The organism is Halobacillus halophilus DSM 2266 (genome assembly GCF_000284515.1).
Lineage (GTDB): Bacteria > Bacillota > Bacilli > Bacillales > Halobacillaceae > Halobacillus > Halobacillus halophilus.
Genome location: NC_017668.1, coordinates 89,791 through 115,249 on the forward strand (window position 1 = coordinate 89,791; position 25,459 = coordinate 115,249).

Annotated in this window: 13 protein-coding genes, 9 tRNA genes and 6 rRNA genes; all 28 read left to right on the top strand. The window is 46.8% G+C overall.

What is annotated here, in order from left to right; genetic code table 11:
• The 28 genes from ftsH to clpC all read left to right on the top strand — a co-directional run bounded on the left by ftsH (position 1) and on the right by clpC (position 25,345).
• A complete protein-coding gene (ftsH, locus tag HBHAL_RS00465) occupies positions 1-2,061 on the top strand; it encodes an ATP-dependent zinc metalloprotease FtsH (protein ID WP_014641381.1) in 2,061 nt (686 codons plus the stop codon).
• Positions 2,062-2,187: 126 nt separating this feature from the next.
• Complete coding sequence (locus HBHAL_RS00470; RefSeq protein WP_014641382.1) at positions 2,188-2,979, top strand: type III pantothenate kinase; 792 nt, start codon at positions 2,188-2,190, stop codon at positions 2,977-2,979.
• A gap of 6 nt (positions 2,980-2,985) precedes the next feature.
• On the top strand, positions 2,986-3,867 hold the full coding sequence (gene hslO / locus HBHAL_RS00475) for an Hsp33 family molecular chaperone HslO (RefSeq protein WP_014641383.1): 882 nt from the start codon (positions 2,986-2,988) through the stop codon (positions 3,865-3,867).
• 195 nt (positions 3,868-4,062) lie between these two features.
• Complete coding sequence (gene cysK, locus HBHAL_RS00480) at positions 4,063-4,995, top strand: cysteine synthase A (protein ID WP_014641384.1); 933 nt, start codon at positions 4,063-4,065, stop codon at positions 4,993-4,995.
• 129 nt (positions 4,996-5,124) lie between these two features.
• On the top strand, positions 5,125-5,958 hold the full coding sequence (folP, locus tag HBHAL_RS00485; RefSeq protein WP_014641385.1) for a dihydropteroate synthase: 834 nt from the start codon (positions 5,125-5,127) through the stop codon (positions 5,956-5,958).
• On the top strand, positions 5,951-6,316 hold the full coding sequence (gene folB, locus HBHAL_RS00490) for a dihydroneopterin aldolase (protein WP_014641386.1): 366 nt from the start codon (positions 5,951-5,953) through the stop codon (positions 6,314-6,316). Before folP ends, folB begins: the two co-directional genes overlap by 8 nt.
• Positions 6,313-6,810 (top strand): 2-amino-4-hydroxy-6-hydroxymethyldihydropteridine diphosphokinase, encoded by a 498-nt coding sequence (folK, locus tag HBHAL_RS00495; RefSeq protein WP_014641387.1) that lies wholly within the window; start codon positions 6,313-6,315, stop codon positions 6,808-6,810. The genes folB and folK overlap by 4 nt, the downstream gene beginning before the upstream one ends.
• Before the next feature lie 307 nt (positions 6,811-7,117).
• Positions 7,118-8,605: a lysine--tRNA ligase gene (lysS, locus tag HBHAL_RS00500; protein WP_041601131.1), complete on the top strand. Its 1,488-nt coding sequence runs from the start codon at positions 7,118-7,120 to the stop codon at positions 8,603-8,605.
• 371 nt (positions 8,606-8,976) lie between these two features.
• Positions 8,977-10,543: ribosomal RNA gene (locus HBHAL_RS00505) — 16S ribosomal RNA — on the top strand.
• A 213-nt stretch (positions 10,544-10,756) separates the two neighbouring features.
• Positions 10,757-13,674: ribosomal RNA gene (locus tag HBHAL_RS00510) — 23S ribosomal RNA — on the top strand.
• Positions 13,675-13,831: 157 nt separating this feature from the next.
• Positions 13,832-13,945 (top strand): 5S ribosomal RNA (gene rrf / locus HBHAL_RS00515).
• 12 nt (positions 13,946-13,957) lie between these two features.
• Positions 13,958-14,033, top strand: a tRNA-Val gene (locus HBHAL_RS00520).
• Positions 14,034-14,043: 10 nt separating this feature from the next.
• Positions 14,044-14,119 (top strand) — tRNA-Thr (locus HBHAL_RS00525).
• Positions 14,120-14,161: 42 nt separating this feature from the next.
• Positions 14,162-14,237, top strand: a tRNA-Lys gene (locus tag HBHAL_RS00530).
• 7 nt (positions 14,238-14,244) lie between these two features.
• Positions 14,245-14,326, top strand: a tRNA-Leu gene (locus HBHAL_RS00535).
• A gap of 6 nt (positions 14,327-14,332) precedes the next feature.
• Positions 14,333-14,407: transfer RNA gene (locus HBHAL_RS00540), tRNA-Gly, on the top strand.
• A 61-nt stretch (positions 14,408-14,468) separates the two neighbouring features.
• Positions 14,469-14,558, top strand: a tRNA-Leu gene (locus HBHAL_RS00545).
• 9 nt (positions 14,559-14,567) lie between these two features.
• A tRNA-Arg gene (locus tag HBHAL_RS00550) sits at positions 14,568-14,644 on the top strand.
• A 5-nt stretch (positions 14,645-14,649) separates the two neighbouring features.
• A tRNA-Pro gene (locus tag HBHAL_RS00555) sits at positions 14,650-14,726 on the top strand.
• 11 nt (positions 14,727-14,737) lie between these two features.
• A tRNA-Ala gene (locus HBHAL_RS00560) sits at positions 14,738-14,813 on the top strand.
• Between the two features lie 118 nt (positions 14,814-14,931).
• A 16S ribosomal RNA gene (locus HBHAL_RS00565) occupies positions 14,932-16,498 on the top strand.
• A 213-nt stretch (positions 16,499-16,711) separates the two neighbouring features.
• Positions 16,712-19,629: ribosomal RNA gene (locus tag HBHAL_RS00570) — 23S ribosomal RNA — on the top strand.
• Positions 19,630-19,723: 94 nt separating this feature from the next.
• Positions 19,724-19,837, top strand: a 5S ribosomal RNA gene (rrf, locus tag HBHAL_RS00575).
• Together the 16S, 23S and 5S rRNA genes with 9 tRNA genes alongside form the textbook arrangement of a ribosomal RNA operon.
• A gap of 71 nt (positions 19,838-19,908) precedes the next feature.
• A complete protein-coding gene (locus HBHAL_RS00580; protein ID WP_014641389.1) occupies positions 19,909-20,601 on the top strand; it encodes an MgtC/SapB family protein in 693 nt (230 codons plus the stop codon).
• A gap of 161 nt (positions 20,602-20,762) precedes the next feature.
• Complete coding sequence (locus HBHAL_RS00585) at positions 20,763-21,227, top strand: CtsR family transcriptional regulator (protein ID WP_014641390.1); 465 nt, start codon at positions 20,763-20,765, stop codon at positions 21,225-21,227.
• A gap of 173 nt (positions 21,228-21,400) precedes the next feature.
• Positions 21,401-21,796, top strand: coding sequence for a UvrB/UvrC motif-containing protein (locus HBHAL_RS00590; protein ID WP_317615980.1), 396 nt, complete (start codon positions 21,401-21,403; stop codon positions 21,794-21,796).
• The gene (locus HBHAL_RS00595; protein WP_014641392.1) at positions 21,796-22,866 is read left to right on the top strand and encodes a protein arginine kinase; all 1,071 of its coding nucleotides are present in this window, start codon (positions 21,796-21,798) and stop codon (positions 22,864-22,866) included. Before HBHAL_RS00590 ends, HBHAL_RS00595 begins: the two co-directional genes overlap by 1 nt.
• Before the next feature lie 19 nt (positions 22,867-22,885).
• The gene (gene clpC, locus HBHAL_RS00600) at positions 22,886-25,345 is read left to right on the top strand and encodes an ATP-dependent protease ATP-binding subunit ClpC (RefSeq protein ID WP_014641393.1); all 2,460 of its coding nucleotides are present in this window, start codon (positions 22,886-22,888) and stop codon (positions 25,343-25,345) included.
• The last annotated feature ends 114 nt before the right edge of the window (positions 25,346-25,459 follow it).

A 25,459-nucleotide genomic window follows, 5' to 3' on the forward strand; every position in this document is an offset into this window, starting at 1 on the left:
ATGAACCGGATATTTCGTAATACTATATTTTATTTACTTATCTTCCTCGTAGTTATCGGCGTCGTCGGTCTATTTAGAGGTCAAGGTGAGCCACAACAGCAGTTGAACGTAAATGATTTTTACAATAAATTAAATAATGGTCAAATTGAAGAAATGACCATTCAGCCTGTAAATGGTGTGATTCAAATCACCGGACAGCTGGCTGGAGAAGGTGAAGATCAAGGGGAATTCGTAGCAAAAATCCCCGCAAACGATGAAATCGTCTCAAATATTACCCAAACCGCTCAGGAGCAAAGTGTTCTTAATGTTGCAGAAGAAGAGCAGCCTAGCGCATGGGTGACATTTCTAACATCGATCATTCCGTTTATCATTATTTTCATCTTATTCTTCTTCTTGCTTAATCAAGCTCAAGGCGGCGGAAGCCGTGTCATGAACTTTGGTAAAAGTAAGGCTAAGATGTACACGGAAGACAAGAAAAAGGTTCGTTTTAAAGACGTAGCCGGAGCAGACGAAGAAAAGCAGGAACTTGTAGAGGTCGTAGACTTCCTAAAAGATCCTCGTAAATTCTCTGCCGTAGGTGCCCGCATTCCTAAAGGTGTCCTGCTCGTAGGACCCCCTGGTACAGGTAAAACCTTACTTGCCCGAGCCGTTGCGGGAGAAGCAGGAGTTCCATTCTTCTCTATCAGTGGTTCAGATTTCGTAGAAATGTTTGTCGGTGTCGGTGCTTCTCGTGTACGTGATCTATTTGAAAACGCGAAGAAGAACGCTCCGGGCATTATTTTCATTGATGAGATCGATGCCGTTGGTCGTCAGCGTGGCGCTGGCCTTGGCGGAGGACACGATGAACGTGAACAAACGTTGAACCAATTACTAGTAGAGATGGATGGTTTCGGTGTTAATGAGGGTATTATCATTATCGCTGCTACTAACCGTCCTGACATTCTGGACCCTGCCCTTCTTCGTCCGGGACGTTTCGACCGTCAAATCACGGTAGATCGCCCAGACGTGAAAGGCCGTGAAGCAGTACTTGCTGTTCACGCAAAACAAAAGCCATTAGCCGAAAATGTGGACTTGAAAACGATCGCACTTCGAACTCCAGGTTTCTCAGGGGCCGACCTTGAAAACTTACTGAACGAGTCAGCTCTTGTAGCCGCTCGTGGTGATAAAGATAAAATTGATATGGATGATGTGGACGAAGCAATTGACCGCGTCATTGCAGGACCAGCTAAGAAGAGCCGTGTAATTTCGAATAAAGAACGTAATATCGTAGCCCACCACGAAAGTGGTCATACGGTAATTGGAATGGTTCTGGATGATGCCGATATGGTTCACAAAGTAACGATCGTTCCACGTGGTCAAGCTGGCGGATATGCCGTTATGCTTCCTAAAGAAGATCGCTACTTCATGACCAAGCCGGAATTGTTTGATAAAATCACTGGTCTGCTAGGTGGTCGTGTCGCTGAAGAAGTCATGTTTGGTGAAGTGAGCACAGGTGCTCACAATGACTTCCAACGTGCCACTGCCATTGCTCGCAAGATGGTAACGGAGTATGGAATGAGTGAAAAACTCGGACCTCTTCAATTTGGTTCGAACTCCGGTGGTCAGGTATTCCTTGGCCGCGATATCCAAAATGAACAAAATTACAGTGATCAAATCGCCTATGAAATTGATCAAGAAGTTCAAAACTTTATCAATTATTGTTACGATCGAGCGAAAACGATTCTTACGGATAATAAATCTAAGCTTGAGTTGATCGCAAAGACTCTACTTGACGTAGAAACTCTTGACGCTACTCAAATCCGATCCCTGTTCGATAAAGAGCGCCTTCCAACAGACGAAGAGCTGGAAGAGCTTGCCCGTAAGAATAATGCAAAAATCAAGAACAATACTTCATCAGGCAAAGATCATTTTAGTGATGACGATGATGTACGAGTCAATATTCAATCAAAAGAAGCAGAAGAAACAAAAGAGTCAGAGTCGACTAAGGATAATTCTTCTACTGAACAAGTAGACGACACAGACCAAACGTCTGATTCAGATTCTGAAGATCGTCGTTCTTAATGGCGTAACATGTCACATCGGCCTCTATGGCTGATGTGACATTTTTCGTGTGCGCACTAGTGGGCAAGTAAAGGGCTAGTTGTGATATGATGGTAGCCGAAGGAAATGAGGCAGGAGGCTGTAAGCATGAATTTTGTTCTTGATGTAGGTAATACGAATACCGTACTTGGGGTATTTGACAATGGATCATTAAGTTATCATTGGAGAATAAAAACGGATCGACATAAAACAGAAGATGAATATGGCATGCTGATTAAATCGCTATTTGATCATGAGGGTTTAACATTTGAAGATATGGACGGTGTAATTATTTCCTCTGTCGTACCGCCTATAATGTTTGCACTTGACCGTATGTCTCGTTATTATTTTAAAAAGCAGCCCATGATTATAGGGGAAGAAAATGTATCTCATGGTCTTGCGATGAAGTACCCGCATCCTGAAGAGATTGGAGCGGACCGTGTAGTTAATGCAGTAGGAGCCATTGAGGATTATTCGCTGCCACTCGTCATCATAGATTTTGGTACAGCCACGACGTATTGTTATATTAACGAAAGTGGAGAATATATGGGAGGTGCCATTGCCCCGGGTATTAACATTTCGATGGAAGCTTTGTATGCTAAAGCAGCGAAACTCCCTAAAATTGAAATTAAAAGTCCCGATAACGTCGTAGGGCAAAGTACAGTAGAAGCGATGCAATCTGGAGTTTTTTATGGGTATGTTGGGCAAGTAGATGAAGTGGTCCGACGGATGAAAGAAACAGCTGAGTCTACCCCTACAGTCATTGCGACAGGAGGGTTGGCTACACTTATTGCTGGTCAGTCGAGGACCATTGATCATGTAGATCCTTATCTAACTTTAAAAGGTCTTCATAAAATATATCAGCGTAACAAAGGAAAAAAAGCATTTAAAGGAGAATGATGAGCCATGTCAGATTATTTAGTACGTGCTCTGGCTTTTGATGGACAAGTAAGAGCTTATGCCGTGCAATCAACGGATACCGTAGAGGAAGCTAGGCGCAGACAGGATACATGGGCGACGACTTCTGCTGCCTTAGGCCGAACCCTTACCATTAGTTCCATGATGGGAGCTATGCTTAAAGGGGAGGATAAAATCACGGTAAAAGTAGAAGGTGATGGCCCAGCCGGGGCTATTATAGCTGACACGAATGCAAGAGGCGAAGTACGTGGCTATATTATTAATCCTCACGTAGATTTTGATTTAAACCAAAATGGAAAGCTGGATGTAGCTCGTGCTGTTGGCACAAATGGTACGTTAAGTGTCGTTAAGGATCTTGGTATGAAAGATCACTTTACCGGTCAGGTGCCGCTCGTTTCTGGTGAAATAAGTGAAGACTTCACCTATTATTTCGCCAATTCTGAACAAGTTCCATCTGCGGTCGGTGCCGGAGTTCTGGTGGATACGGATTATTCCATTCTTGCTTCGGGTGGATTTGTTATTCAAATGATGCCCGGAGCGGACGATGCTACTACCAGTGAAATAGAAAGGCGCTTGTCAGAGATGCCAGCCATTTCAAGTCTAGTTCAAGAGGGAAAAAGTCCAGAAGAAATTTTACAAACGGTGCTCGGAGAAGATAAGCTGCAAATTTTGGATACGATGCCTGTGCAGTTCAAATGTCACTGTTCACGGGAGCGTGTAGAAGTGGCGATAGCAAGCCTTGGAGATGAAGAAATTCAACGCATGATTGAAGAAGATCAAGGGGCAGAGGCTAAGTGTCATTTTTGTAATGAGGATTATCAATTTGATGTTAATCAATTGAAAGACCTGCAATCTCAGGAAACAGAATAATCGTTTGCCTCATAGAGTAACTATAGTTAGACAGGGCGGAACAATTCTTGTGCATAATTAAAACAGGAAGCTTGTTTCGCCCTTTTTTTAAAGGGAACGTTACTAATAAATGATTGAAATGTTTGACAATATGCTCATCCTTCAGTACATTAGAGTTAAATCCTATCAAAATACTTGGTTTTAGGGGTGGAAAAAATGAGAATTGTTAATAACGTTAGTGAACTTATCGGTCAGACGCCGATGGTAAAACTGAATGGGTCTGCAGAGGAAGATAGCGCGGACATTTATTTGAAACTGGAATACATGAATCCAGGCAGCTCTGTAAAGGATCGTATCGCATTAGCGATGATTGAAGAAGGAGAAAAGTCAGGAGATCTAAAAGAAGGCGACACCATTATTGAACCGACCAGCGGAAACACAGGTATTGGGCTTGCTATGGTTGCCGCTGCTAAAGGCTACAAATCCATTCTTGTGATGCCGGATACGATGAGTCAGGAACGCCGCAATCTACTGCGTGCTTATGGTGCGGATCTTGTTTTGACTCCGGGAAGTGAAGGTATGAAAGGGGCTATTAAGAAAGCAGCTGAACTTCAAAAACAGCATAACTATTTCATGCCTCAGCAATTTAATAACGAAGCCAATCCAAGAATCCATGAAAAAACAACGGGACCTGAAATTGTGGAACAGATGGGTGATCAATTAGATGCGTTTGTTTCTGGAATTGGCACTGGCGGAACGATTACGGGTGCAGGAAAAGTGTTGAAAGCACACTATCCTGATATTCAAATTCATGCCATAGAACCAGAAGGGTCGCCTGTATTGTCGGGAGGAGACCCAGGTCCCCATAAAATCCAGGGGATCGGAGCCGGTTTTGTACCGGGCATCCTGAATACAGAAATTTACGATGAAGTTCATCAAGTTAACACGGAGGATTCTTTTACAGCTGCGCGCGAAGCTGCTCGTAAGGATGGTATTCTAGGCGGGATCTCTTCCGGATCAGCGATTCATGTGGCTAAACAGGTAGCTAAGAAACTTGGTAAAGGGAAAAAAGTCGTAGCAGTGATTCCAAGTAATGGGGAACGTTATCTCTCTACACCGCTTTACCAATTTGAAGAAGACGAATCTTAAACTTTTAGAAATACGCTCTTTTACAGGGCGTATTTTTTTATGGGAATAACAAATACGTACGGTAAGTGATAGAAATAAAAAAATGTTGTAAGATAGGGAAAGAAGCTTTTAGAGAAAGAGGTACCGGCTATGGGATATAAGCTAAAAATGCAGAATTATTCATATGATTTATCCGAACGAACAATAGTTATGGGCATCTTAAATGTTACCCCGGATTCTTTTTCAGACGGAGGCAGGTTTAATACGGTGGAAGGAGCCGTACGGCGTGCGACTGCTATGGAAAAGGATGGAGCACATATTATTGATATAGGCGGGGAATCCACGCGTCCCGGACATGAACCGGTCAGCGAAAAAGAAGAGATTGAGCGGGTTGTTCCGATCATCCAGGCTATTCACAATGAAGTGGATCTCCCGATATCGATTGATACGTATAAAGCAGAAGTTGCCAGAAAGGCGATTGAAGCAGGAGCCTCCATTATTAATGATGTGTGGGGCGCTAAAAAAGAACCGGCCATTGCGGAGGTCGCGGCTGACTATAATGTACCGATAATTTTAATGCATAATCGCAACGATAGGAACTACACATCTTTAATTGACGACATGAAGGCTGACTTAGAGGAAAGTATTAAAATAGCGAAGCAAGCCGGAGTTAAAGAGGGAAACATTGTGCTGGATCCAGGGATTGGATTTGCCAAAGCAAAAGAAGAAAACTTAGCGGTGATGCGTAATCTTCACCAGTTTGAATCGATGGGATATCCTCTATTGCTAGGCAGTTCACGGAAATCATTTATAGGAACCATCCTGGATTTACCTAAAGATGAACGCATGGAAGGTACAGGAGCTACGATTTGTTACGGAATTGCCCAGGGAGTTCATATTGTCCGAGTCCACGACGTGAAATCTATAGCTCGAATGACAAAAATGATGGATGCTATGATGGGAAAGGAAGGTTATAATGGATAAAATATATGTAAATCAAATGGAATTCTGGGGTTATCATGGTCTTTTTCCCGAAGAAAACAAACTGGGGCAGCGCTTTTATGTAGATGCTGAACTTGAACTAGATTTAAAGCCTGCTGCTGAGACGGATGACATGACGAAATCCGTGGATTATGGCGCGATTTATGAAACCTGTAAAAAAGTAGTCGAAGGAGAAGCACACAAATTAGTGGAAACAGTCGCAGAAAAACTTTCGGCTGAGTTGTTTAATCAGTTCAGTCCCGTTCAAGGATGCCGTCTTAAAGTTTATAAACCTGATCCTCCTATCCCTGGACACTATCAGTCGGTAGCTATTGAAATTTACCGGAGCCGTACCGAATGAATACCGCGTATATCGCACTTGGCTCCAACATTTCTAAGAGAGAAGAATTTTTGGAAAATGCAGTGGCCAGCATAGATGATCACCCGGAGATTACGGTGGTTTTAAAATCAGCAGTATATGAAACAGCGCCAGTAGGTTATACCGAGCAGAATGATTTTTTAAATATGGTTATACAAATTGAAACCTCTCTGCCTCCTTTACAATTACTTGATCATTGCCAGGCCATTGAAAAGGAATTAGGACGAAAACGAGTGGTAAAGTGGGGCCCGCGTACAATAGATCTTGACATTTTGCTATATAATCAAGAAAATATGAGAGCAGAGCGCCTGATTCTTCCTCACCCACATATGCAGGACAGAGCTTTTGTTATGGTGCCATTAGCAGAAGTGAATCCAAAAGTAACGATACCGTTGATAACTAAACAAGCGGACGAGATTCTGGAAGATTTGCCTGCAGAAGATGTTCAGAGCATGAGGATATGGGGAAGGATATAATGGTTAATAATGAATGACCGTTCTTCCAATGAGGAATTGATGTATATATGCTTCATATGGATTGTATTATTCGATTGAAAAATGAAAAAGTGGCTATAATGAAGATACGCAAACATCCTTCTTAGTATTTTAGAGGCGTAAAAAGGATAGTGAATCAGGAGAACGCACGAAAGTATCGTCGGCGTTGACACAATTCGACGTCTTTTCTATACTAAATCATAGTTAGAATACTGCCAGTCCGAAGCTGGCAGTTTTTATTATTGAAGCGGCTTACTTTTACAATAGATAAGGGAATGGAGTGATTAGAATGTCGGAAGAACTCAATGAACAAATGCGGGTGCGCAGAGATAAACTGAATACTTACCGGGAACAGGGGCTCGATCCATTTGGCGACAAGTTCGAACGTACTCATCTGGCGGAAGATCTCATCGAGAAATACGACCAGTATAATAAAGAGGAGCTTGAAGAAAAACAATTTCCTGCAACCATTGCTGGTCGAATTATGACTAAGCGTGGAAAAGGAAAAGCGGGATTCACCCATATTCAGGACGTAAGTGGACAAATTCAGCTTTACATTCGTAAAGATCGAATCGGAGAGGAAGCTTACGAAGTTTTTAACACAGCTGACCTTGGTGACATCATAGGGGTAACCGGAGTTATGTTTAAGACAAAAGTAGGGGAACTTTCCGTTAAAGCGGACGAGTTTCACTTGCTTACCAAAGCTCTTCGTCCTCTTCCGGAAAAGTTTCACGGTTTGCAGGACGTAGAACAAAGATATCGTCAGCGCTACTTAGATTTAATTACTAACCCTGGAAGCCGTGACACGTTTATCACCCGGAGTAAGATTATACAATCCATGCGCCGGTACCTGGATGGTCTGGGCTTCTTAGAAGTAGAAACTCCATTAATGCACGGGATCCCAGGCGGAGCATCCGCACGTCCATTTGTTACTCACCACAATGCGCTGGACATGCAGCTTTATATGAGGATTGCCATTGAACTCCATCTGAAACGTTTGATCGTGGGCGGTATGGAAAAAGTATATGAAATAGGACGCGTTTTCCGTAACGAAGGAGTCTCTACACGACATAATCCAGAGTTCACGATGCTTGAACTGTATGAAGCATATGCTGACTACCATGATGTCATGAGTCTGACGGAAAACATGGTGGCCCACATTGCAAAAGAGGTCCTTGGTTCTGCGAAAGTTACGTATAACGAGCAGGAAATTAATTTAGAACCAGAGTGGACACGCTTGCATATGGTCGATGCCATTAAAGAATATACAGGCGTTGATTTCTTTGAGGATATGAGTGATGACCAGGCGAAAGAATTAGCTAAGGAGCATAATGTCGAAATTCAGGACTCCATGACTTTTGGTCATATCGTTAACGAATTTTTCGAGCAATATGTTGAAGATAAACTGATTCAGCCTACATTTATCTACGGGCATCCTATTGAAATCTCACCACTTGCCAAGAAGAATCCGGAAGACCCGAGGTTTACAGATCGTTTCGAATTGTTCATCGTAGGGCGGGAGCATGCCAATGCATTCTCCGAGCTTAATGATCCAATTGATCAAAGAGAGCGGTTCGAAGCTCAACTGAAAGAGCGGGAAGAAGGAAATGATGAAGCTCACATGATGGATGAAGATTTCTTAGAGTCATTAGAATACGGACTCCCGCCAACAGGCGGTTTAGGAATCGGAATTGATCGTCTGGTTATGCTTTTAACAGATTCTCCTTCCATTAGAGATGTACTGCTTTTCCCTCAGATGAGAAATCGAGAATCTTAAAAAGGAATAAATGACTTTATAACCCCCCGGCTGACAGGCTCCGGGGGGTTTATTTGATTCAATGGAAAGATGATTAGAAAAAAATATGCAAAAAGGTGTTGCCAACATTATTTCAGCGTGGTATATTATTACTTGTCGCATTAAGACAGAGCGGCAAGCCGGCAACGGCAAGCAAAAAAATCATTTAAAAAAGTTGTTGACTTAAACGAGTCACAATGATATGATTATTAAGTCGCTGTTTTGAAGCGGCAAACGAAAACTTTTGATCTTTGAAAACTGAACGAACCAACCAGTACGTCAAGATATTCTTTCAATAAAGAAGGAATTAAAACAAGCACATTCGGTGTGCAAAGAGCTAATCAATCTCAACTTTTATGGAGAGTTTGATCCTGGCTCAGGACGAACGCTGGCGGCGTGCCTAATACATGCAAGTCGAGCGCGGGAAGCAATCGGATCCCCTTCGGGGGTGAAGCTTGTGGAACGAGCGGCGGACGGGTGAGTAACACGTGGGCAACCTGCCTGTAAGACCGGAATAACCCCGGGAAACCGGGGCTAATGCCGGATAACACCTACCTTCACCTGAAGGAAGGTTAAAAGATGGCTTCTCGCTATCACTTACAGATGGGCCCGCGGCGCATTAGCTAGTTGGTGAGGTAATAGCTCACCAAGGCGACGATGCGTAGCCGACCTGAGAGGGTGATCGGCCACACTGGGACTGAGACACGGCCCAGACTCCTACGGGAGGCAGCAGTAGGGAATCTTCCGCAATGGACGAAAGTCTGACGGAGCAACGCCGCGTGAACGATGAAGGTCTTCGGATCGTAAAGTTCTGTTGTTAGGGAAGAACAAGTACCGTACGAATAGAGCGGTACCTTGACGGTACCTAACGAGGAAGCCCCGGCTAACTACGTGCCAGCAGCCGCGGTAATACGTAGGGGGCAAGCGTTGTCCGGAATTATTGGGCGTAAAGCGCGCGCAGGCGGTTTCTTAAGTCTGATGTGAAAGCCCACGGCTCAACCGTGGAGGGTCATTGGAAACTGGGGAACTTGAGGACAGAAGAGGAGAGTGGAATTCCACGTGTAGCGGTGAAATGCGTAGATATGTGGAGGAACACCAGTGGCGAAGGCGACTCTCTGGTCTGTTTCTGACGCTGAGGTGCGAAAGCGTGGGTAGCAAACAGGATTAGATACCCTGGTAGTCCACGCCGTAAACGATGAGTGCTAGGTGTTAGGGGGCTTCCACCCCTTAGTGCTGAAGTTAACGCATTAAGCACTCCGCCTGGGGAGTACGGCCGCAAGGCTGAAACTCAAAGGAATTGACGGGGGCCCGCACAAGCGGTGGAGCATGTGGTTTAATTCGAAGCAACGCGAAGAACCTTACCAGGTCTTGACATCCTTGGACCACCCTAGAGATAGGGTCTTCCCTTCGGGGACCAAGTGACAGGTGGTGCATGGTTGTCGTCAGCTCGTGTCGTGAGATGTTGGGTTAAGTCCCGCAACGAGCGCAACCCCTAATCTTAGTTGCCAGCATTCAGTTGGGCACTCTAAGGTGACTGCCGGTGACAAACCGGAGGAAGGCGGGGATGACGTCAAATCATCATGCCCCTTATGACCTGGGCTACACACGTGCTACAATGGATGGTACAAAGGGCAGCGAAGCCGCGAGGTGTAGCAAATCCCATAAAACCATTCTCAGTTCGGATTGCAGGCTGCAACTCGCCTGCATGAAGCCGGAATCGCTAGTAATCGCGGATCAGCATGCCGCGGTGAATACGTTCCCGGGCCTTGTACACACCGCCCGTCACACCACGAGAGTTGGCAACACCCGAAGTCGGTGAGGTAACCTTTATGGAGCCAGCCGCCGAAGGTGGGGCCAATGATTGGGGTGAAGTCGTAACAAGGTAGCCGTATCGGAAGGTGCGGCTGGATCACCTCCTTTCTAAGGAAACCGGAAAGGCGGAAACGACCGATGGTCGTGGAAGCTGGACCGGACGGAAGACGTACCTGGTTGGTTGTTCAGTTTTGAGAGATCAAAGCATCTTTCAACTGTGAACCTTGAAAACTGGATAAGGAATCAATAGCGTTTTAGACGCTAGTGATGACAAGACATTCAACAGAAACATCGAACGAAACAACGTCTTTTCACGACGATAGTTAAGTGAATAAGGGCGCACGGTGGATGCCTTGGTACTAGGAGCCGATGAAGGACGGGACTAACACCGATATGCTCCGGCGAGCCGTAAGTAGGCTTTGACCCGGAGATTTCCGAATGGGGAAACCCGCTGTTCGTAATGGGACAGCATCCAATACTGAATACATAGGTATCGGACGGCACACCCGGGGAACTGAAACATCTCAGTACCCGGAGGAAGAGAAAGCAAATGCGATTTCCCAAGTAGCGGCGAGCGAAACGGAAACAGCCCAAACCAGAAAGCTTGCTTTCTGGGGTTGTAGGACACTCCATTGGAGTTATCAAGAAGGAAGGTAGATGAATCGGCCTGGAACGGTCAGCCAGAGCAGGTAACAGCCCTGTAGTCGAAACCTTTCTTCCTCCGGAGTGGATCCTGAGTACGGCGGAACACGAGGAATTCCGTCGGAATCCGGGAGGACCATCTCCCAAGGCTAAATACTCCCTAGTAACCGATAGTGAACCAGTACCGTGAGGGAAAGGTGAAAAGCACCCCGGAAGGGGAGTGAAAGAGAACCTGAAACCGTGTGCCTACAAGTAGTCGGAGCCCGTTAATGGGTGACGGCGTGCCTCTTGTAGAATGAACCGGCGAGTTACGACCGTATGCAAGGTTAAGCATAAGAAGCGGAGCCGCAGCGAAAGCGAGTCTGAATAGGGCGCGTGAGTATGCGGTCGTAGACCCGAAACCGTGTGATCTACCCATGTCCAGGATGAAGGTCAGGTAACACTGACTGGAGGTCCGAACCCACGTAAGTTGAAAATTACGGGGATGAGGTGTGGGTAGGGGTGAAATGCCAATCGAACACGGAGATAGCTGGTTCTCTCCGAAATAGCTTTAGGGCTAGCCTCAGAATAGAAAGTCATGGAGGTAGAGCACTGATTGGACGAGGGGCCCCTATCGGGTTACCGAATTCAGTCAAACTCCGAATGCCATAGACTTTGTTCTGGGAGTCAGACCGTGGGTGATAAGGTTCATGGTCGAAAGGGAAACAGCCCAGACCGCCAGCTAAGGTCCCAAAGTGTGTGTTAAGTGGAAAAGGATGTGGAGTTGCTTAGACAACCAGGATGTTGGCTTAGAAGCAGCCATCATTCAAAGAGTGCGTAATAGCTCACTGGTCGAGTGACTCTGCGCCGAAAATATATCGGGGCTAAACACACCACCGAAGCTGCGGATTGATCTTACGATCAGTGGTAGGAGAGCGTTCTAAGGGCCGTGAAGTCAGACCGTAAGGACTGGTGGAGCGCTTAGAAGTGAGAATGCCGGTATGAGTAGCGAAAAAAGAGTGAGAATCTCTTTCACCGAAAGCCTAAGGGTTCCTGAGGAAGGCTCGTCCTCTCAGGGTTAGTCGGGACCTAAGCCGAGGCCGAAAGGCGTAGGCGATGGACAACAGGTTGATATTCCTGTACCACCTCCTTTCCGTTTGAACGACGGGGGGACGCAGGAGGATAAGGAGAGCGCGCCATTGGATGAGCGCGTCCAAGCAGTGAGACGGTCGGATAGGCAAATCCGTCCGGCAACGTCAAGCTGTGATGGGGAGGGAACTAAAGTACCGAAGCTCCTGAGTTCACACTGCCAAGAAAATCCTCTAGTGAGGAAAGAGGTGCCCGTACCGCAAACCAACACAGGTAGGCGAGGAGAGGATCCTAAGGTGAGCGGGAGAACTCTCGTTAAGGAACTCGGCAAAATGACCCCGTAACTTCGGGAGAAGGGGTGCTCCTCTGCCGAGGAGCCGCAGTGAAAAGGCCCAAGCGACTGTTTACCAAAAACACAGGTCTCTGCGAAGCCGTAAGGCGAAGTATAGGGGCTGACACCTGCCCGGTGCTGGAAGGTTAAGGGGATGCGTTAGCCGTAAGGCGAAGCGTTGAACCGAAGCCCCAGTAAACGGCGGCCGTAACTATAACGGTCCTAAGGTAGCGAAATTCCTTGTCGGGTAAGTTCCGACCCGCACGAAAGGTGCAACGACTTGGGCACTGTCTCAACGAGAGACCCGGTGAAATTATACGATGTGTGAAGATGCACATTACCCGCGACAGGACGGAAAGACCCCGTGGAGCTTTACTGTAGCCTGATATTGAATGTTGGTACAGCTTGTACAGGATAGGTAGGAGCCTTAGAAGCCGGAGCGCTAGCTTCGGTGGAGGCGCTGGTGGGATACTACCCTGGCTGTACGGACATTCTAACCCAGGACCGTTATCCGGTCCGGAGACAGTGTCAGGTGGGCAGTTTGACTGGGGCGGTCGCCTCCTAAAAAGTAACGGAGGCGCCCAAAGGTTCCCTCAGAATGGTTGGAAATCATTCGCAGAGTGTAAAGGCACAAGGGAGCTTGACTGCGAGACCTACAAGTCGAGCAGGGACGAAAGTCGGGCTTAGTGATCCGGCGGTACCGCATGGAAGGGCCGTCGCTCAACGGATAAAAGCTACCCCGGGGATAACAGGCTTATCTCCCCCAAGAGTCCACATCGACGGGGAGGTTTGGCACCTCGATGTCGGCTCATCGCATCCTGGGGCTGTAGTCGGTCCCAAGGGTTGGGCTGTTCGCCCATTAAAGCGGTACGCGAGCTGGGTTCAGAACGTCGTGAGACAGTTCGGTCCCTATCCGTCGTGGGCGTTGGAAATTTGAAAGGAGCTGTCCTTAGTACGAGAGGACCGGGATGGACACACCGCTGGTGTACCAGTTGTTCCGCCAGGAGCATCGCTGGGTAGCTACGTGTGGTCGGGATAAGTGCTGAAAGCATCTAAGCATGAAGCCCCCCTTGAGATGAGATTTCCCCTTACGCCAAGTAAGTAAGATCCCTCAGAGACGATGAGGTTGATAGGTCCGAGGTGGAAGCGTGGTGACACGTGGAGCTGACGGATACTAATGGATCGATGACTTATCTATCCTTTAAAAAAGAAGTCGGAAGAGACGTTCGCTCGTCCGATGGTTGAATGATTGCCTTATCCAGTTTTGAGGGTTTACAAAAAAACTTGTAATTTACCCTTGAATTTTTTCTCTCAGGACAATATAATATATCTTGTCCTTGAAAAAAGAAATAAGGTTTGGTGGTGAAGGCGAAGAGGTCACACCTGTTCCCATGCCGAACACAGAAGTTAAGCTCTTCAGCGCCGATGGTAGTCGGGTCGATCCCCGTGAGAGTAGGACGCCGCCAAACTTTATATAATCCGGAGGATTAGCTCAGCTGGGAGAGCACTTGCCTTACAAGCAAGGGGTCGCAGGTTCGAGCCCTGCATCCTCCACCATTTTTTAGTTGCCGGCCTAGCTCAACTGGCAGAGCAACTGATTTGTAATCAGTAGGTTGGGGGTTCAAGTCCTCTGGCCGGCACCATGAGATGTTTGATTTGAAAATAACATAGATTTATTTTGTTATGAGCCATTAGCTCAGTTGGTAGAGCATCTGACTTTTAATCAGAGGGTCGAAGGTTCGAATCCTTCATGGCTCACCATTTGCCTGCGGGTGTGGTGGAATTGGCAGACACGCTAGATTTAGGATCTAGTGCTTCACGGCGTGGGGGTTCAAGTCCCTCCACCCGCACTTATCGCGGAAGTAGTTCAGTGGTAGAACACCACCTTGCCAAGGTGGGGGTCGCGGGTTCGAATCCCGTCTTCCGCTCCAATAGTTACTTTAATATACTTATAATTGAACAACATGATAGTCCATATGAAAAACATGTCAAGCCGGGGTGGCGGAATTGGCAGACGCACAGGACTTAAAATCCTGCGGTGGGTCACCCACCGTGCCGGTTCGAGTCCGGCCCTCGGCACCATACTCATATGCGCCCGTAGCTCAATTGGATAGAGCGTCTGACTACGGATCAGAAGGTTAGGGGTTCGACTCCTCTCGGGCGCGCCATTATACGGGAAGTAGCTCAGCTTGGTAGAGCACTTGGTTTGGGACCAAGGGGTCGCAGGTTCGAATCCTGTCTTCCCGACCATTTCCTAATAAGGGGCCTTAGCTCAGCTGGGAGAGCGCCTGCTTTGCACGCAGGAGGTCAGCGGTTCGATCCCGCTAGGCTCCACCAATATTTATTTTGATCTTTGAAAACTGAACGAACCAACCAGTACGTCAAGATATTCTTTCAATAAAGAAGGAATTAAAACAAGCACATTCGGTGTGCAAAGAGCTAATCAATCTCAACTTTTATGGAGAGTTTGATCCTGGCTCAGGACGAACGCTGGCGGCGTGCCTAATACATGCAAGTCGAGCGCGGGAAGCAAGCGGATCCCCTTCGGGGGTGAAGCTTGTGGAACGAGCGGCGGACGGGTGAGTAACACGTGGGCAACCTGCCTGTAAGACCGGAATAACCCCGGGAAACCGGGGCTAATGCCGGATAACACCTACCTTCACCTGAAGGAAGGTTAAAAGATGGCTTCTCGCTATCACTTACAGATGGGCCCGCGGCGCATTAGCTAGTTGGTGAGGTAATAGCTCACCAAGGCGACGATGCGTAGCCGACCTGAGAGGGTGATCGGCCACACTGGGACTGAGACACGGCCCAGACTCCTACGGGAGGCAGCAGTAGGGAATCTTCCGCAATGGACGAAAGTCTGACGGAGCAACGCCGCGTGAACGATGAAGGTCTTCGGATCGTAAAGTTCTGTTGTTAGGGAAGAACAAGTACCGTACGAATAGAGCGGTACCTTGACGGTACCTAACGAGGAAGCCCCGGCTAACTACGTGCCAGCAGCCGCGGTAATACGTAGGGGGCAAGCGTTGTCCGGAATTATTGGGCGTAAAGCGCGCGCAGGCGGTTTCTTAAGTCTGATGTGAAAGCCCACGGCTCAACCGTGGAGGGTCATTGGAAACTGGGGAACTTGAGGACAGAAGAGGAGAGTGGAATTCCACGTGTAGCGGTGAAATGCGTAGATATGTGGAGGAACACCAGTGGCGAAGGCGACTCTCTGGTCTGTTTCTGACGCTGAGGTGCGAAAGCGTGGGTAGCAAACAGGATTAGATACCCTGGTAGTCCACGCCGTAAACGATGAGTGCTAGGTGTTAGGGGGCTTCCACCCCTTAGTGCTGAAGTTAACGCATTAAGCACTCCGCCTGGGGAGTACGGCCGCAAGGCTGAAACTCAAAGGAATTGACGGGGGCCCGCACAAGCGGTGGAGCATGTGGTTTAATTCGAAGCAACGCGAAGAACCTTACCAGGTCTTGACATCCTTGGACCACCCTAGAGATAGGGTCTTCCCTTCGGGGACCAAGTGACAGGTGGTGCATGGTTGTCGTCAGCTCGTGTCGTGAGATGTTGGGTTAAGTCCCGCAACGAGCGCAACCCCTAATCTTAGTTGCCAGCATTCAGTTGGGCACTCTAAGGTGACTGCCGGTGACAAACCGGAGGAAGGCGGGGATGACGTCAAATCATCATGCCCCTTATGACCTGGGCTACACACGTGCTACAATGGATGGTACAAAGGGCAGCGAAGCCGCGAGGTGTAGCAAATCCCATAAAACCATTCTCAGTTCGGATTGCAGGCTGCAACTCGCCTGCATGAAGCCGGAATCGCTAGTAATCGCGGATCAGCATGCCGCGGTGAATACGTTCCCGGGCCTTGTACACACCGCCCGTCACACCACGAGAGTTGGCAACACCCGAAGTCGGTGAGGTAACCTTTATGGAGCCAGCCGCCGAAGGTGGGGCCAATGATTGGGGTGAAGTCGTAACAAGGTAGCCGTATCGGAAGGTGCGGCTGGATCACCTCCTTTCTAAGGAAACCGGAAAGGCGGAAACGACCGATGGTCGTGGAAGCTGGACCGGACGGAAGACGTACCTGGTTGGTTGTTCAGTTTTGAGAGATCAAAGCATCTTTCAACTGTGAACCTTGAAAACTGGATAAGGAATCAATAGCGTTTTAGACGCTAGTGATGACAAGACATTCAACAGAAACATCGAACGAAACAACGTCTTTTCACGACGATAGTTAAGTGAATAAGGGCGCACGGTGGATGCCTTGGTACTAGGAGCCGATGAAGGACGGGACTAACACCGATATGCTCCGGCGAGCCGTAAGTAGGCTGTGACCCGGAGATTTCCGAATGGGGAAACCCGCTGTTCGTAATGGGACAGCATCCAATACTGAATACATAGGTATCGGACGGCACACCCGGGGAACTGAAACATCTCAGTACCCGGAGGAAGAGAAAGCAAATGCGATTTCCCAAGTAGCGGCGAGCGAAACGGAAACAGCCCAAACCAGAAAGCTTGCTTTCTGGGGTTGTAGGACACTCCATTGGAGTTATCAAGAAGGAAGGTAGATGAATCGGCCTGGAACGGTCAGCCAGAGCAGGTAACAGCCCTGTAGTCGAAACCTTTCTTCCTCCGGAGTGGATCCTGAGTACGGCGGAACACGAGGAATTCCGTCGGAATCCGGGAGGACCATCTCCCAAGGCTAAATACTCCCTAGTAACCGATAGTGAACCAGTACCGTGAGGGAAAGGTGAAAAGCACCCCGGAAGGGGAGTGAAAGAGAACCTGAAACCGTGTGCCTACAAGTAGTCGGAGCCCGTTAATGGGTGACGGCGTGCCTCTTGTAGAATGAACCGGCGAGTTACGACCGTATGCGAGGTTAAGCATAAGAAGCGGAGCCGCAGCGAAAGCGAGTCTGAATAGGGCGCGTGAGTATGCGGTCGTAGACCCGAAACCGTGTGATCTACCCATGTCCAGGATGAAGGTCAGGTAACACTGACTGGAGGTCCGAACCCACGTAAGTTGAAAATTACGGGGATGAGGTGTGGGTAGGGGTGAAATGCCAATCGAACACGGAGATAGCTGGTTCTCTCCGAAATAGCTTTAGGGCTAGCCTCAGAATAGAAAGTCATGGAGGTAGAGCACTGATTGGACGAGGGGCCCCTATCGGGTTACCGAATTCAGTCAAACTCCGAATGCCATAGACTTTGTTCTGGGAGTCAGACCGTGGGTGATAAGGTTCATGGTCGAAAGGGAAACAGCCCAGACCGCCAGCTAAGGTCCCAAAGTGTGTGTTAAGTGGAAAAGGATGTGGAGTTGCTTAGACAACCAGGATGTTGGCTTAGAAGCAGCCATCATTCAAAGAGTGCGTAATAGCTCACTGGTCGAGTGACTCTGCGCCGAAAATATATCGGGGCTAAACACACCACCGAAGCTGCGGATTGATCTTACGATCAGTGGTAGGAGAGCGTTCTAAGGGCCGTGAAGTCAGACCGTAAGGACTGGTGGAGCGCTTAGAAGTGAGAATGCCGGTATGAGTAGCGAAAAAAGAGTGAGAATCTCTTTCACCGAAAGCCTAAGGGTTCCTGAGGAAGGCTCGTCCTCTCAGGGTTAGTCGGGACCTAAGCCGAGGCCGAAAGGCGTAGGCGATGGACAACAGGTTGATATTCCTGTACCACCTCCTTTCCGTTTGAACGACGGGGGGACGCAGGAGGATAAGGAGAGCGCGCCATTGGATGAGCGCGTCCAAGCAGTGAGACAGTCGGATAGGCAAATCCGTCCGGCAACGTCAAGCTGTGATGGGGAGGGAACTAAAGTACCGAAGCTCCTGAGTTCACACTGCCAAGAAAATCCTCTAGTGAGGAAAGAGGTGCCCGTACCGCAAACCAACACAGGTAGGCGAGGAGAGGATCCTAAGGTGAGCGGGAGAACTCTCGTTAAGGAACTCGGCAAAATGACCCCGTAACTTCGGGAGAAGGGGTGCTCCTCTGCCGAGGAGCCGCAGTGAAAAGGCCCAAGCGACTGTTTACCAAAAACACAGGTCTCTGCGAAGCCGTAAGGCGAAGTATAGGGGCTGACACCTGCCCGGTGCTGGAAGGTTAAGGGGATGCGTTAGCCGTAAGGCGAAGCGTTGAACCGAAGCCCCAGTAAACGGCGGCCGTAACTATAACGGTCCTAAGGTAGCGAAATTCCTTGTCGGGTAAGTTCCGACCCGCACGAAAGGTGCAACGACTTGGGCACTGTCTCAACGAGAGACCCGGTGAAATTATACGATGTGTGAAGATGCACATTACCCGCGACAGGACGGAAAGACCCCGTGGAGCTTTACTGTAGCCTGATATTGAATGTTGGTACAGCTTGTACAGGATAGGTAGGAGCCTTAGAAGCCGGAGCGCTAGCTTCGGTGGAGGCGCTGGTGGGATACTACCCTGGCTGTACGGACATTCTAACCCAGGACCGTTATCCGGTCCGGAGACAGTGTCAGGTGGGCAGTTTGACTGGGGCGGTCGCCTCCTAAAAAGTAACGGAGGCGCCCAAAGGTTCCCTCAGAATGGTTGGAAATCATTCGCAGAGTGTAAAGGCACAAGGGAGCTTGACTGCGAGACCTACAAGTCGAGCAGGGACGAAAGTCGGGCTTAGTGATCCGGCGGTACCGCATGGAAGGGCCGTCGCTCAACGGATAAAAGCTACCCCGGGGATAACAGGCTTATCTCCCCCAAGAGTCCACATCGACGGGGAGGTTTGGCACCTCGATGTCGGCTCATCGCATCCTGGGGCTGTAGTCGGTCCCAAGGGTTGGGCTGTTCGCCCATTAAAGCGGTACGCGAGCTGGGTTCAGAACGTCGTGAGACAGTTCGGTCCCTATCCGTCGTGGGCGTTGGAAATTTGAAAGGAGCTGTCCTTAGTACGAGAGGACCGGGATGGACACACCGCTGGTGTACCAGTTGTTCCGCCAGGAGCATCGCTGGGTAGCTACGTGTGGTCGGGATAAGTGCTGAAAGCATCTAAGCATGAAGCCCCCCTTGAGATGAGATTTCCCCTTACGCCAAGTAAGTAAGATCCCTCAGAGACGATGAGGTTGATAGGTCCGAGGTGGAAGCGTGGTGACACGTGGAGCTGACGGATACTAATGGATCGATGACTTATCTATCCTTTAAAAAAGAAGTCGGAAGAGACGTTCGCTCGTCCGATGGTTGAATGATTGCCTTATCCAGTTTTGAGGGTTTACCTCAAACTGTATATGATGTGGTGGTGAAGGCGAAGAGGTCACACCTGTTCCCATGCCGAACACAGAAGTTAAGCTCTTCAGCGCCGATGGTAGTCGGGTCGATCCCCGTGAGAGTAGGACGCCGCCACGTTAATATAAAACCAGAAGTTTGTACTTCTGGTTTTTTCTGTATTTAAAAGTTAATGAAGAGGAGGACCGTTTATGGAATGGAGCAGTTTTTTTGACGATGATTTTCTTACATTTACTACAAGAATCGTAATTGCCTTGCTATTAGCTGGGCTGATTGGGTTCGAAAGGGAGTTAAAGAATCATTCCGCAGGATTTAGGACTCATATTTTAGTCGGTGTAGGCTCCTGTTTAATGATGCTGCTCTCCTTATACGGTTTTGAATCTTACGTGGATGAATTTGAAAATGTACGATTTGATCCAGCGCGTATACCTTCCTATGTGATAAGTGGTATTGGGTTCTTAGGTGCAGGAACAATTATCGTCAACGGCCTAACTATTAGAGGCCTTACTACTGCTGCTTCGATATGGACAGTAGCAGGGATAGGATTAGTGGTCGGCGCCGGTATGCATGATATCGCCATCTTAACTACTATTATCGTATTATTAAGTTTAGTTCTATTAAATAAAATTGAAAAAGAGAATTTTAATAAGAAGAAACCATATATCTTTCAACTAAAGGTAAGACCTGATGTTAAATTGCAATCGATTACTGCGATATTTGATGAAAAAGAACTGAGGATTAAAGGAATTAATATTAAGAAACAAGAGCAAGACCATAACAAACTGATTATTGAAATAGATAAAGGCCAAAAATACAACCGTACTGAATTAATCGAACAGCTTTCCCGTAACGAGGAAGTCCTTCAGATTAATCATAAATTCTAAAACCATGCCAAAATTCGGCATGGTTTTTTGTTTTAGCAGAAAAGAAATTAGGGAATCATGAATGTGTATGTAATCCAAACATTTTAGTTGCGTAACTCACAAAATTGAGTATAATAAAATTAAAGTCAAAGATAGTCAAAGTCAAAAGAGGAGGAGGGAAAATGAGGAATATCTCTGATGTAATAGAGGAATATTTGAAAGAGGTTCTGAATAAGAACCAGCAAAAGACAATTGAAATTAAGCGCAGTGAAATAGCTGATCAATTTCAATGTGTGCCTTCTCAGATTAATTATGTGATTAAAACTCGATTTACTGTGGAAAAAGGTTATATAGTAGAAAGTAAGCGTGGCGGTGGCGGATATATTCGTATTAGCCGTATCCAGCATCGCAAGGAATCGGATATGATTGAAGAGATTGTTGACATGATTAATCCCCTCGTTTCTCAAACAGCAGCTACGGATGTGATTGAGAGGTTATTAGAGAGTGGAATTATTACAGAGAGGGAAGCAAAACTTATGGGAAGCATTATTGACCGTGAAGTCCTCACGTTCCCTCTTCCTCTGCGTGATGAAGTCCGTTCTCGAATGATGACGGCTATGCTCTTCACTCTAAAGTATAAAAGCTGAATTGGAAGGGAGAGAGCGTTATGGAATGCCAGGAGTGTCACCAAAGGAAAGCTACGGTGCATTTAACTCAGGTAATAAATGGTCAAAAAACAGAAGTTCACGTTTGTGAACATTGTGCTAAAGATAAAGGTTATATGAGTTACGGAGAGGAAAATTTTTCTCTCAGTAACCTTTTGTCAGGACTATTCCATTCTGAAAGTCCGTCTACTTTTAAAGGAAAACAAGCCCACACCCAGCAGCAAACTCCTCAGCTGCAATGCCCTACCTGCGGAATGACTTATCAGGAATTTGCGCGAATTGGGAAGTTTGGGTGCGGGAATTGTTATGAAACATTTGACGAACGCTTGAACCCTGTTTTGAGAAGGGTTCACAGCGGAAACACTACTCATGACGGTAAGATTCCAAAGCGTGAAGGCGGTCATCTGCATTTAAAAAGAGAGCTGGATGAACACAAATCTAATCTTCGACAATTAATTGAGCAGGAAGAATTCGAGGAAGCAGCGAAAGTTAGAGATAAGATCCGAACTTTGGAAAGCCGAATTCATGAGGGGGAGGATGGTGAGCAATAATGTCATTGCAGCAATTTATGAATGAGGCTCTTAGTCCCTGGATGAAGCAGGATGGGCCTGACAGCGATATTGTATTAAGCAGCCGCATTCGACTGGCTCGAAATTTTTCCAGTTCTCCATTCCCGTTGATCGCTTCTGATGAGACTTTGGAAAAAGTTCTGGATTTCTTCAAAGAGGAATATAAAGGTCAATCCTTCCGCGATTACAAAGGCTTTGAGGTTGTCCAAATGAATGATCTTGAGCCTGTGGAAAAAAGGGTGCTGGTTGAAAAGCATCTCATTAGTCCACATTTGGCGGAGAAACCTAAGCATTCAGCTGCTTTGATATCAGAAAATGAGCAGGTTTCCATTATGATTAACGAGGAAGACCATATACGATTGCAGTTGTATTTTCCTGGTTTTCAATTGGATAGAGCTCTCGAACAGGCCTCCCAGCTGGATGATTGGCTTGAAGAAAAAATCAACTATGCTTTTGACGAAAAAAGAGGTTATTTAACAGCCTGTCCAACTAATGTGGGCACGGGCATGAGGGCTTCCGTGATGATGCACCTTCCTGCCTTATCCATGACCCAGCAAATTAATCGTATGACCCCGGCAATTAACCAGCTTGGACTTGTTGTTAGAGGAATATATGGTGAAGGAAGCGAAGCTCTTGGAAGCATCTATCAGATTTCCAACCAGATTACGCTTGGAAAATCAGAGCAGGACATTGTAGAGGATCTGCATAGTGTAGTAAAACAATTAATTGATCAGGAAAGACGAGCCCGTGAGGCGTTAATAAGCCGATCAGGAGTTCAACTGGAGGATCGTATATTTCGCTCTTACGGTGTTTTAAAGCACAGCCGTATCATAGAGTCTAAAGAGGCTGCCAAGTGTTTATCTGATTTGAGGCTTGGAATTGATCTTAAACTAATTGACGATATCCCAAGAACTATTTTAAATGAGCTGATGATTTTAACTCAGCCCGGGTTTTTGCAACAATATGCTAAAGCCTCTCTAAATCCAGATGAGCGTGATGTACGCAGAGCTTCACTAATTAGAGAACGACTTCAATTAGAAAATGAAGAATAAATGTTAGGAGGGAATGTCCATGATGTTTGGGCGTTTTACAGAAAGAGCTCAGAAAGTACTTGCACTAGCACAAGAAGAAGCTGTTCGTTTAGGACACAATAACATCGGCACAGAGCATATTCTGCTTGGTTTAGTAAGTGAAGGAGAAGGAATAGCGGCTAAATCATTAACCGCATTAGGTCTGGAAGCTTCAAAAATTCAGCAGGAAGTAGAAAAACTGATTGGAAAAGGTGAGAAGGTTTCCCAAACCATTCACTATACTCCCCGCGCCAAGAAAGTTATCGAATTATCCATGGATGAAGCACGTAAACTTGGTCATTCATATGTAGGAACAGAACACATTCTTCTCGGCTTAATCCGTGAAGGAGAAGGGGTAGCTGCCCGGGTGCTTAATAACCTTGGTGTCAGTCTGAATAAAGCACGTCAGCAAGTGTTGCAGCTCCTTGGCAATAATGAGTCCACCGGCGGTCAAAATCGTCGAGGAGGCGGCTCTGGAGGCCAGGCAGCCAGTGCGAATACACCAACCCTTGACTCGCTGGCTCGAGACTTAACGACAATTGCTAAAGAAGGCAATATTGATCCCGTTATTGGAAGAGGCAAAGAGATTGAACGAGTCATTCAGGTTCTCAGCCGTCGTACCAAAAATAATCCGGTACTTGTAGGTGAACCTGGTGTAGGTAAAACAGCCATCGCAGAAGGTCTTGCCCAGCAGATTATAAATAATGAAATACCTGAGATTCTTCGTGATAAACGGGTAATGACCCTTGATATGGGAACCGTTGTTGCGGGCACAAAATACCGTGGTGAATTCGAAGACCGCTTGAAAAAAGTGATGGAAGAAATTCGCCAGGCCGGTAATATCATTCTATTTATTGATGAGCTGCATACCTTAATTGGTGCAGGTGGTGCAGAAGGCGCCATTGACGCTTCCAACATTCTGAAGCCGTCACTTGCCCGTGGAGAACTACAATGTATCGGTGCAACTACTATTGATGAATATCGTAAGTATATTGAAAAAGATGCTGCACTTGAACGTCGTTTCCAGCCTATCCAAGTAGATGAACCAACCTTGGATGAATCAGTGCAAATCCTTCAAGGTCTGCGGGATCGTTATGAAGCACACCACAGAGTAACTATACCGGATGACTCTATTGAGTCTGCTGTTCGTTTTTCAGACCGTTATATTACAGATCGTTTCCTTCCAGACAAAGCGATCGATCTAATTGATGAAGCAGCATCAAAAGTTCGTCTGCGTTCTTATACAGCTCCGCCGAACCTAAAAGAACTTGAACAAAAGCTTGAAGAAGTTCGTAAGGAAAAAGATGCAGCTGTTCAAAGCCAGGAATTTGAAAAAGCGGCTTCTCTGAGAGACAGTGAACAGCGTTTACGCGATGAACTGGAAGAAACGAAAGATGAATGGAAAGAAAAACAAGGGCAAGAGGATTCAGAAGTTACGGTAGAAGATATTGCCTCTGTCGTATCCACTTGGACTGGAGTTCCTGTATCCAAAATGACGAAAGATGAAAGTGAACGTCTTCTTCAACTGGAAGACACGCTTCATAACCGTGTTATTGGCCAGGACGAAGCTGTTAAATCAATATCTAAAGCTATTCGTCGTGCAAGGGCAGGTCTAAAAGATCCGAAACGCCCAATTGGTTCCTTCATTTTCCTAGGACCAACCGGAGTAGGTAAAACTGAATTGGCTCGTGCGCTGGCAGAAAGCATGTTTGGTGAAGAGGACGCTATGATCCGTATTGACATGTCTGAGTATATGGAAAAACACAGCACCTCCCGATTGGTAGGTTCACCTCCTGGTTATGTAGGATACGAAGAGGGCGGTCAACTGACTGAAAAAGTCCGTAACAAACCGTACTCTGTTGTACTCTTAGACGAAGTAGAAAAAGCACACCCTGAAGTATTTAACATTCTGCTTCAAGTGTTGGAAGATGGTCGTTTAACCGATTCTAAAGGACGCGTGGTGGACTTCCGTAACACCGTTCTGATTATGACCTCAAACGTAGGTGCACAGGAGCTGAAAAGTAATAAATACGTTGGCTTCAGCATGGATGACTCGAATCAGAGCTATAAAGACATGAAATCTAAAGTAACGGATGAACTGAAGAAAGCGTTCCGTCCAGAATTCCTAAACCGTATTGATGAAACTATAGTCTTCCATTCACTAGAAAGAAAACACATGAAAGACATTGTAACTTTGATGGCAGAAGAGTTGAGAAAACGTCTGCAGGAGCAGGAAATCAACTTCACCTTATCTGATAAAGCTATTGAGCATATTGCAGAAACAGGATTCGACCCTGAATACGGAGCACGCCCGCTGCGCCGCTCTATTCAGAAAAACGTTGAAGATCTTCTATCTGAAGAGTTGCTAAAAGAGAATATTGCTAAAGGTCAATCCGTGAAAATTGACTTGAATGACAATAATGAATTCGTCGTTTATACGGAACAGGAATCGACAAACTAAATAAATCATAGCTATTAAGTGCTAAATTTAAAAATCGGAAGGCGTTTGCCTTCCGGTTTTTTTCTTATTCCTATATGCTTTTAGTAAGAGGAAATTAATCTAATTGATATGACT

Excerpts from the sequence above, each read along its gene's own strand:
- ftsH (WP_014641381.1), top strand. The coding sequence starts at position 1 with ATGAACCGGATATTTCGTAATACTATATTTTATTTACTTATCTTCCTC.
- HBHAL_RS00470 (WP_014641382.1), top strand. The coding sequence starts at position 2,188 with ATGAATTTTGTTCTTGATGTAGGTAATACGAATACCGTACTTGGGGTA.
- hslO (WP_014641383.1), top strand. The coding sequence starts at position 2,986 with ATGTCAGATTATTTAGTACGTGCTCTGGCTTTTGATGGACAAGTAAGA.
- cysK (WP_014641384.1), top strand. The coding sequence starts at position 4,063 with ATGAGAATTGTTAATAACGTTAGTGAACTTATCGGTCAGACGCCGATG.
- folP (WP_014641385.1), top strand. The coding sequence starts at position 5,125 with ATGGGATATAAGCTAAAAATGCAGAATTATTCATATGATTTATCCGAA.
- folB (WP_014641386.1), top strand. The coding sequence starts at position 5,951 with ATGGATAAAATATATGTAAATCAAATGGAATTCTGGGGTTATCATGGT.
- folK (WP_014641387.1), top strand. The coding sequence starts at position 6,313 with ATGAATACCGCGTATATCGCACTTGGCTCCAACATTTCTAAGAGAGAA.
- lysS (WP_041601131.1), top strand. The coding sequence starts at position 7,118 with ATGTCGGAAGAACTCAATGAACAAATGCGGGTGCGCAGAGATAAACTG.
- HBHAL_RS00580 (WP_014641389.1), top strand. The coding sequence starts at position 19,909 with ATGGAATGGAGCAGTTTTTTTGACGATGATTTTCTTACATTTACTACA.
- HBHAL_RS00585 (WP_014641390.1), top strand. The coding sequence starts at position 20,763 with ATGAGGAATATCTCTGATGTAATAGAGGAATATTTGAAAGAGGTTCTG.
- HBHAL_RS00595 (WP_014641392.1), top strand. The coding sequence starts at position 21,796 with ATGTCATTGCAGCAATTTATGAATGAGGCTCTTAGTCCCTGGATGAAG.
- clpC (WP_014641393.1), top strand. The coding sequence starts at position 22,886 with ATGATGTTTGGGCGTTTTACAGAAAGAGCTCAGAAAGTACTTGCACTA.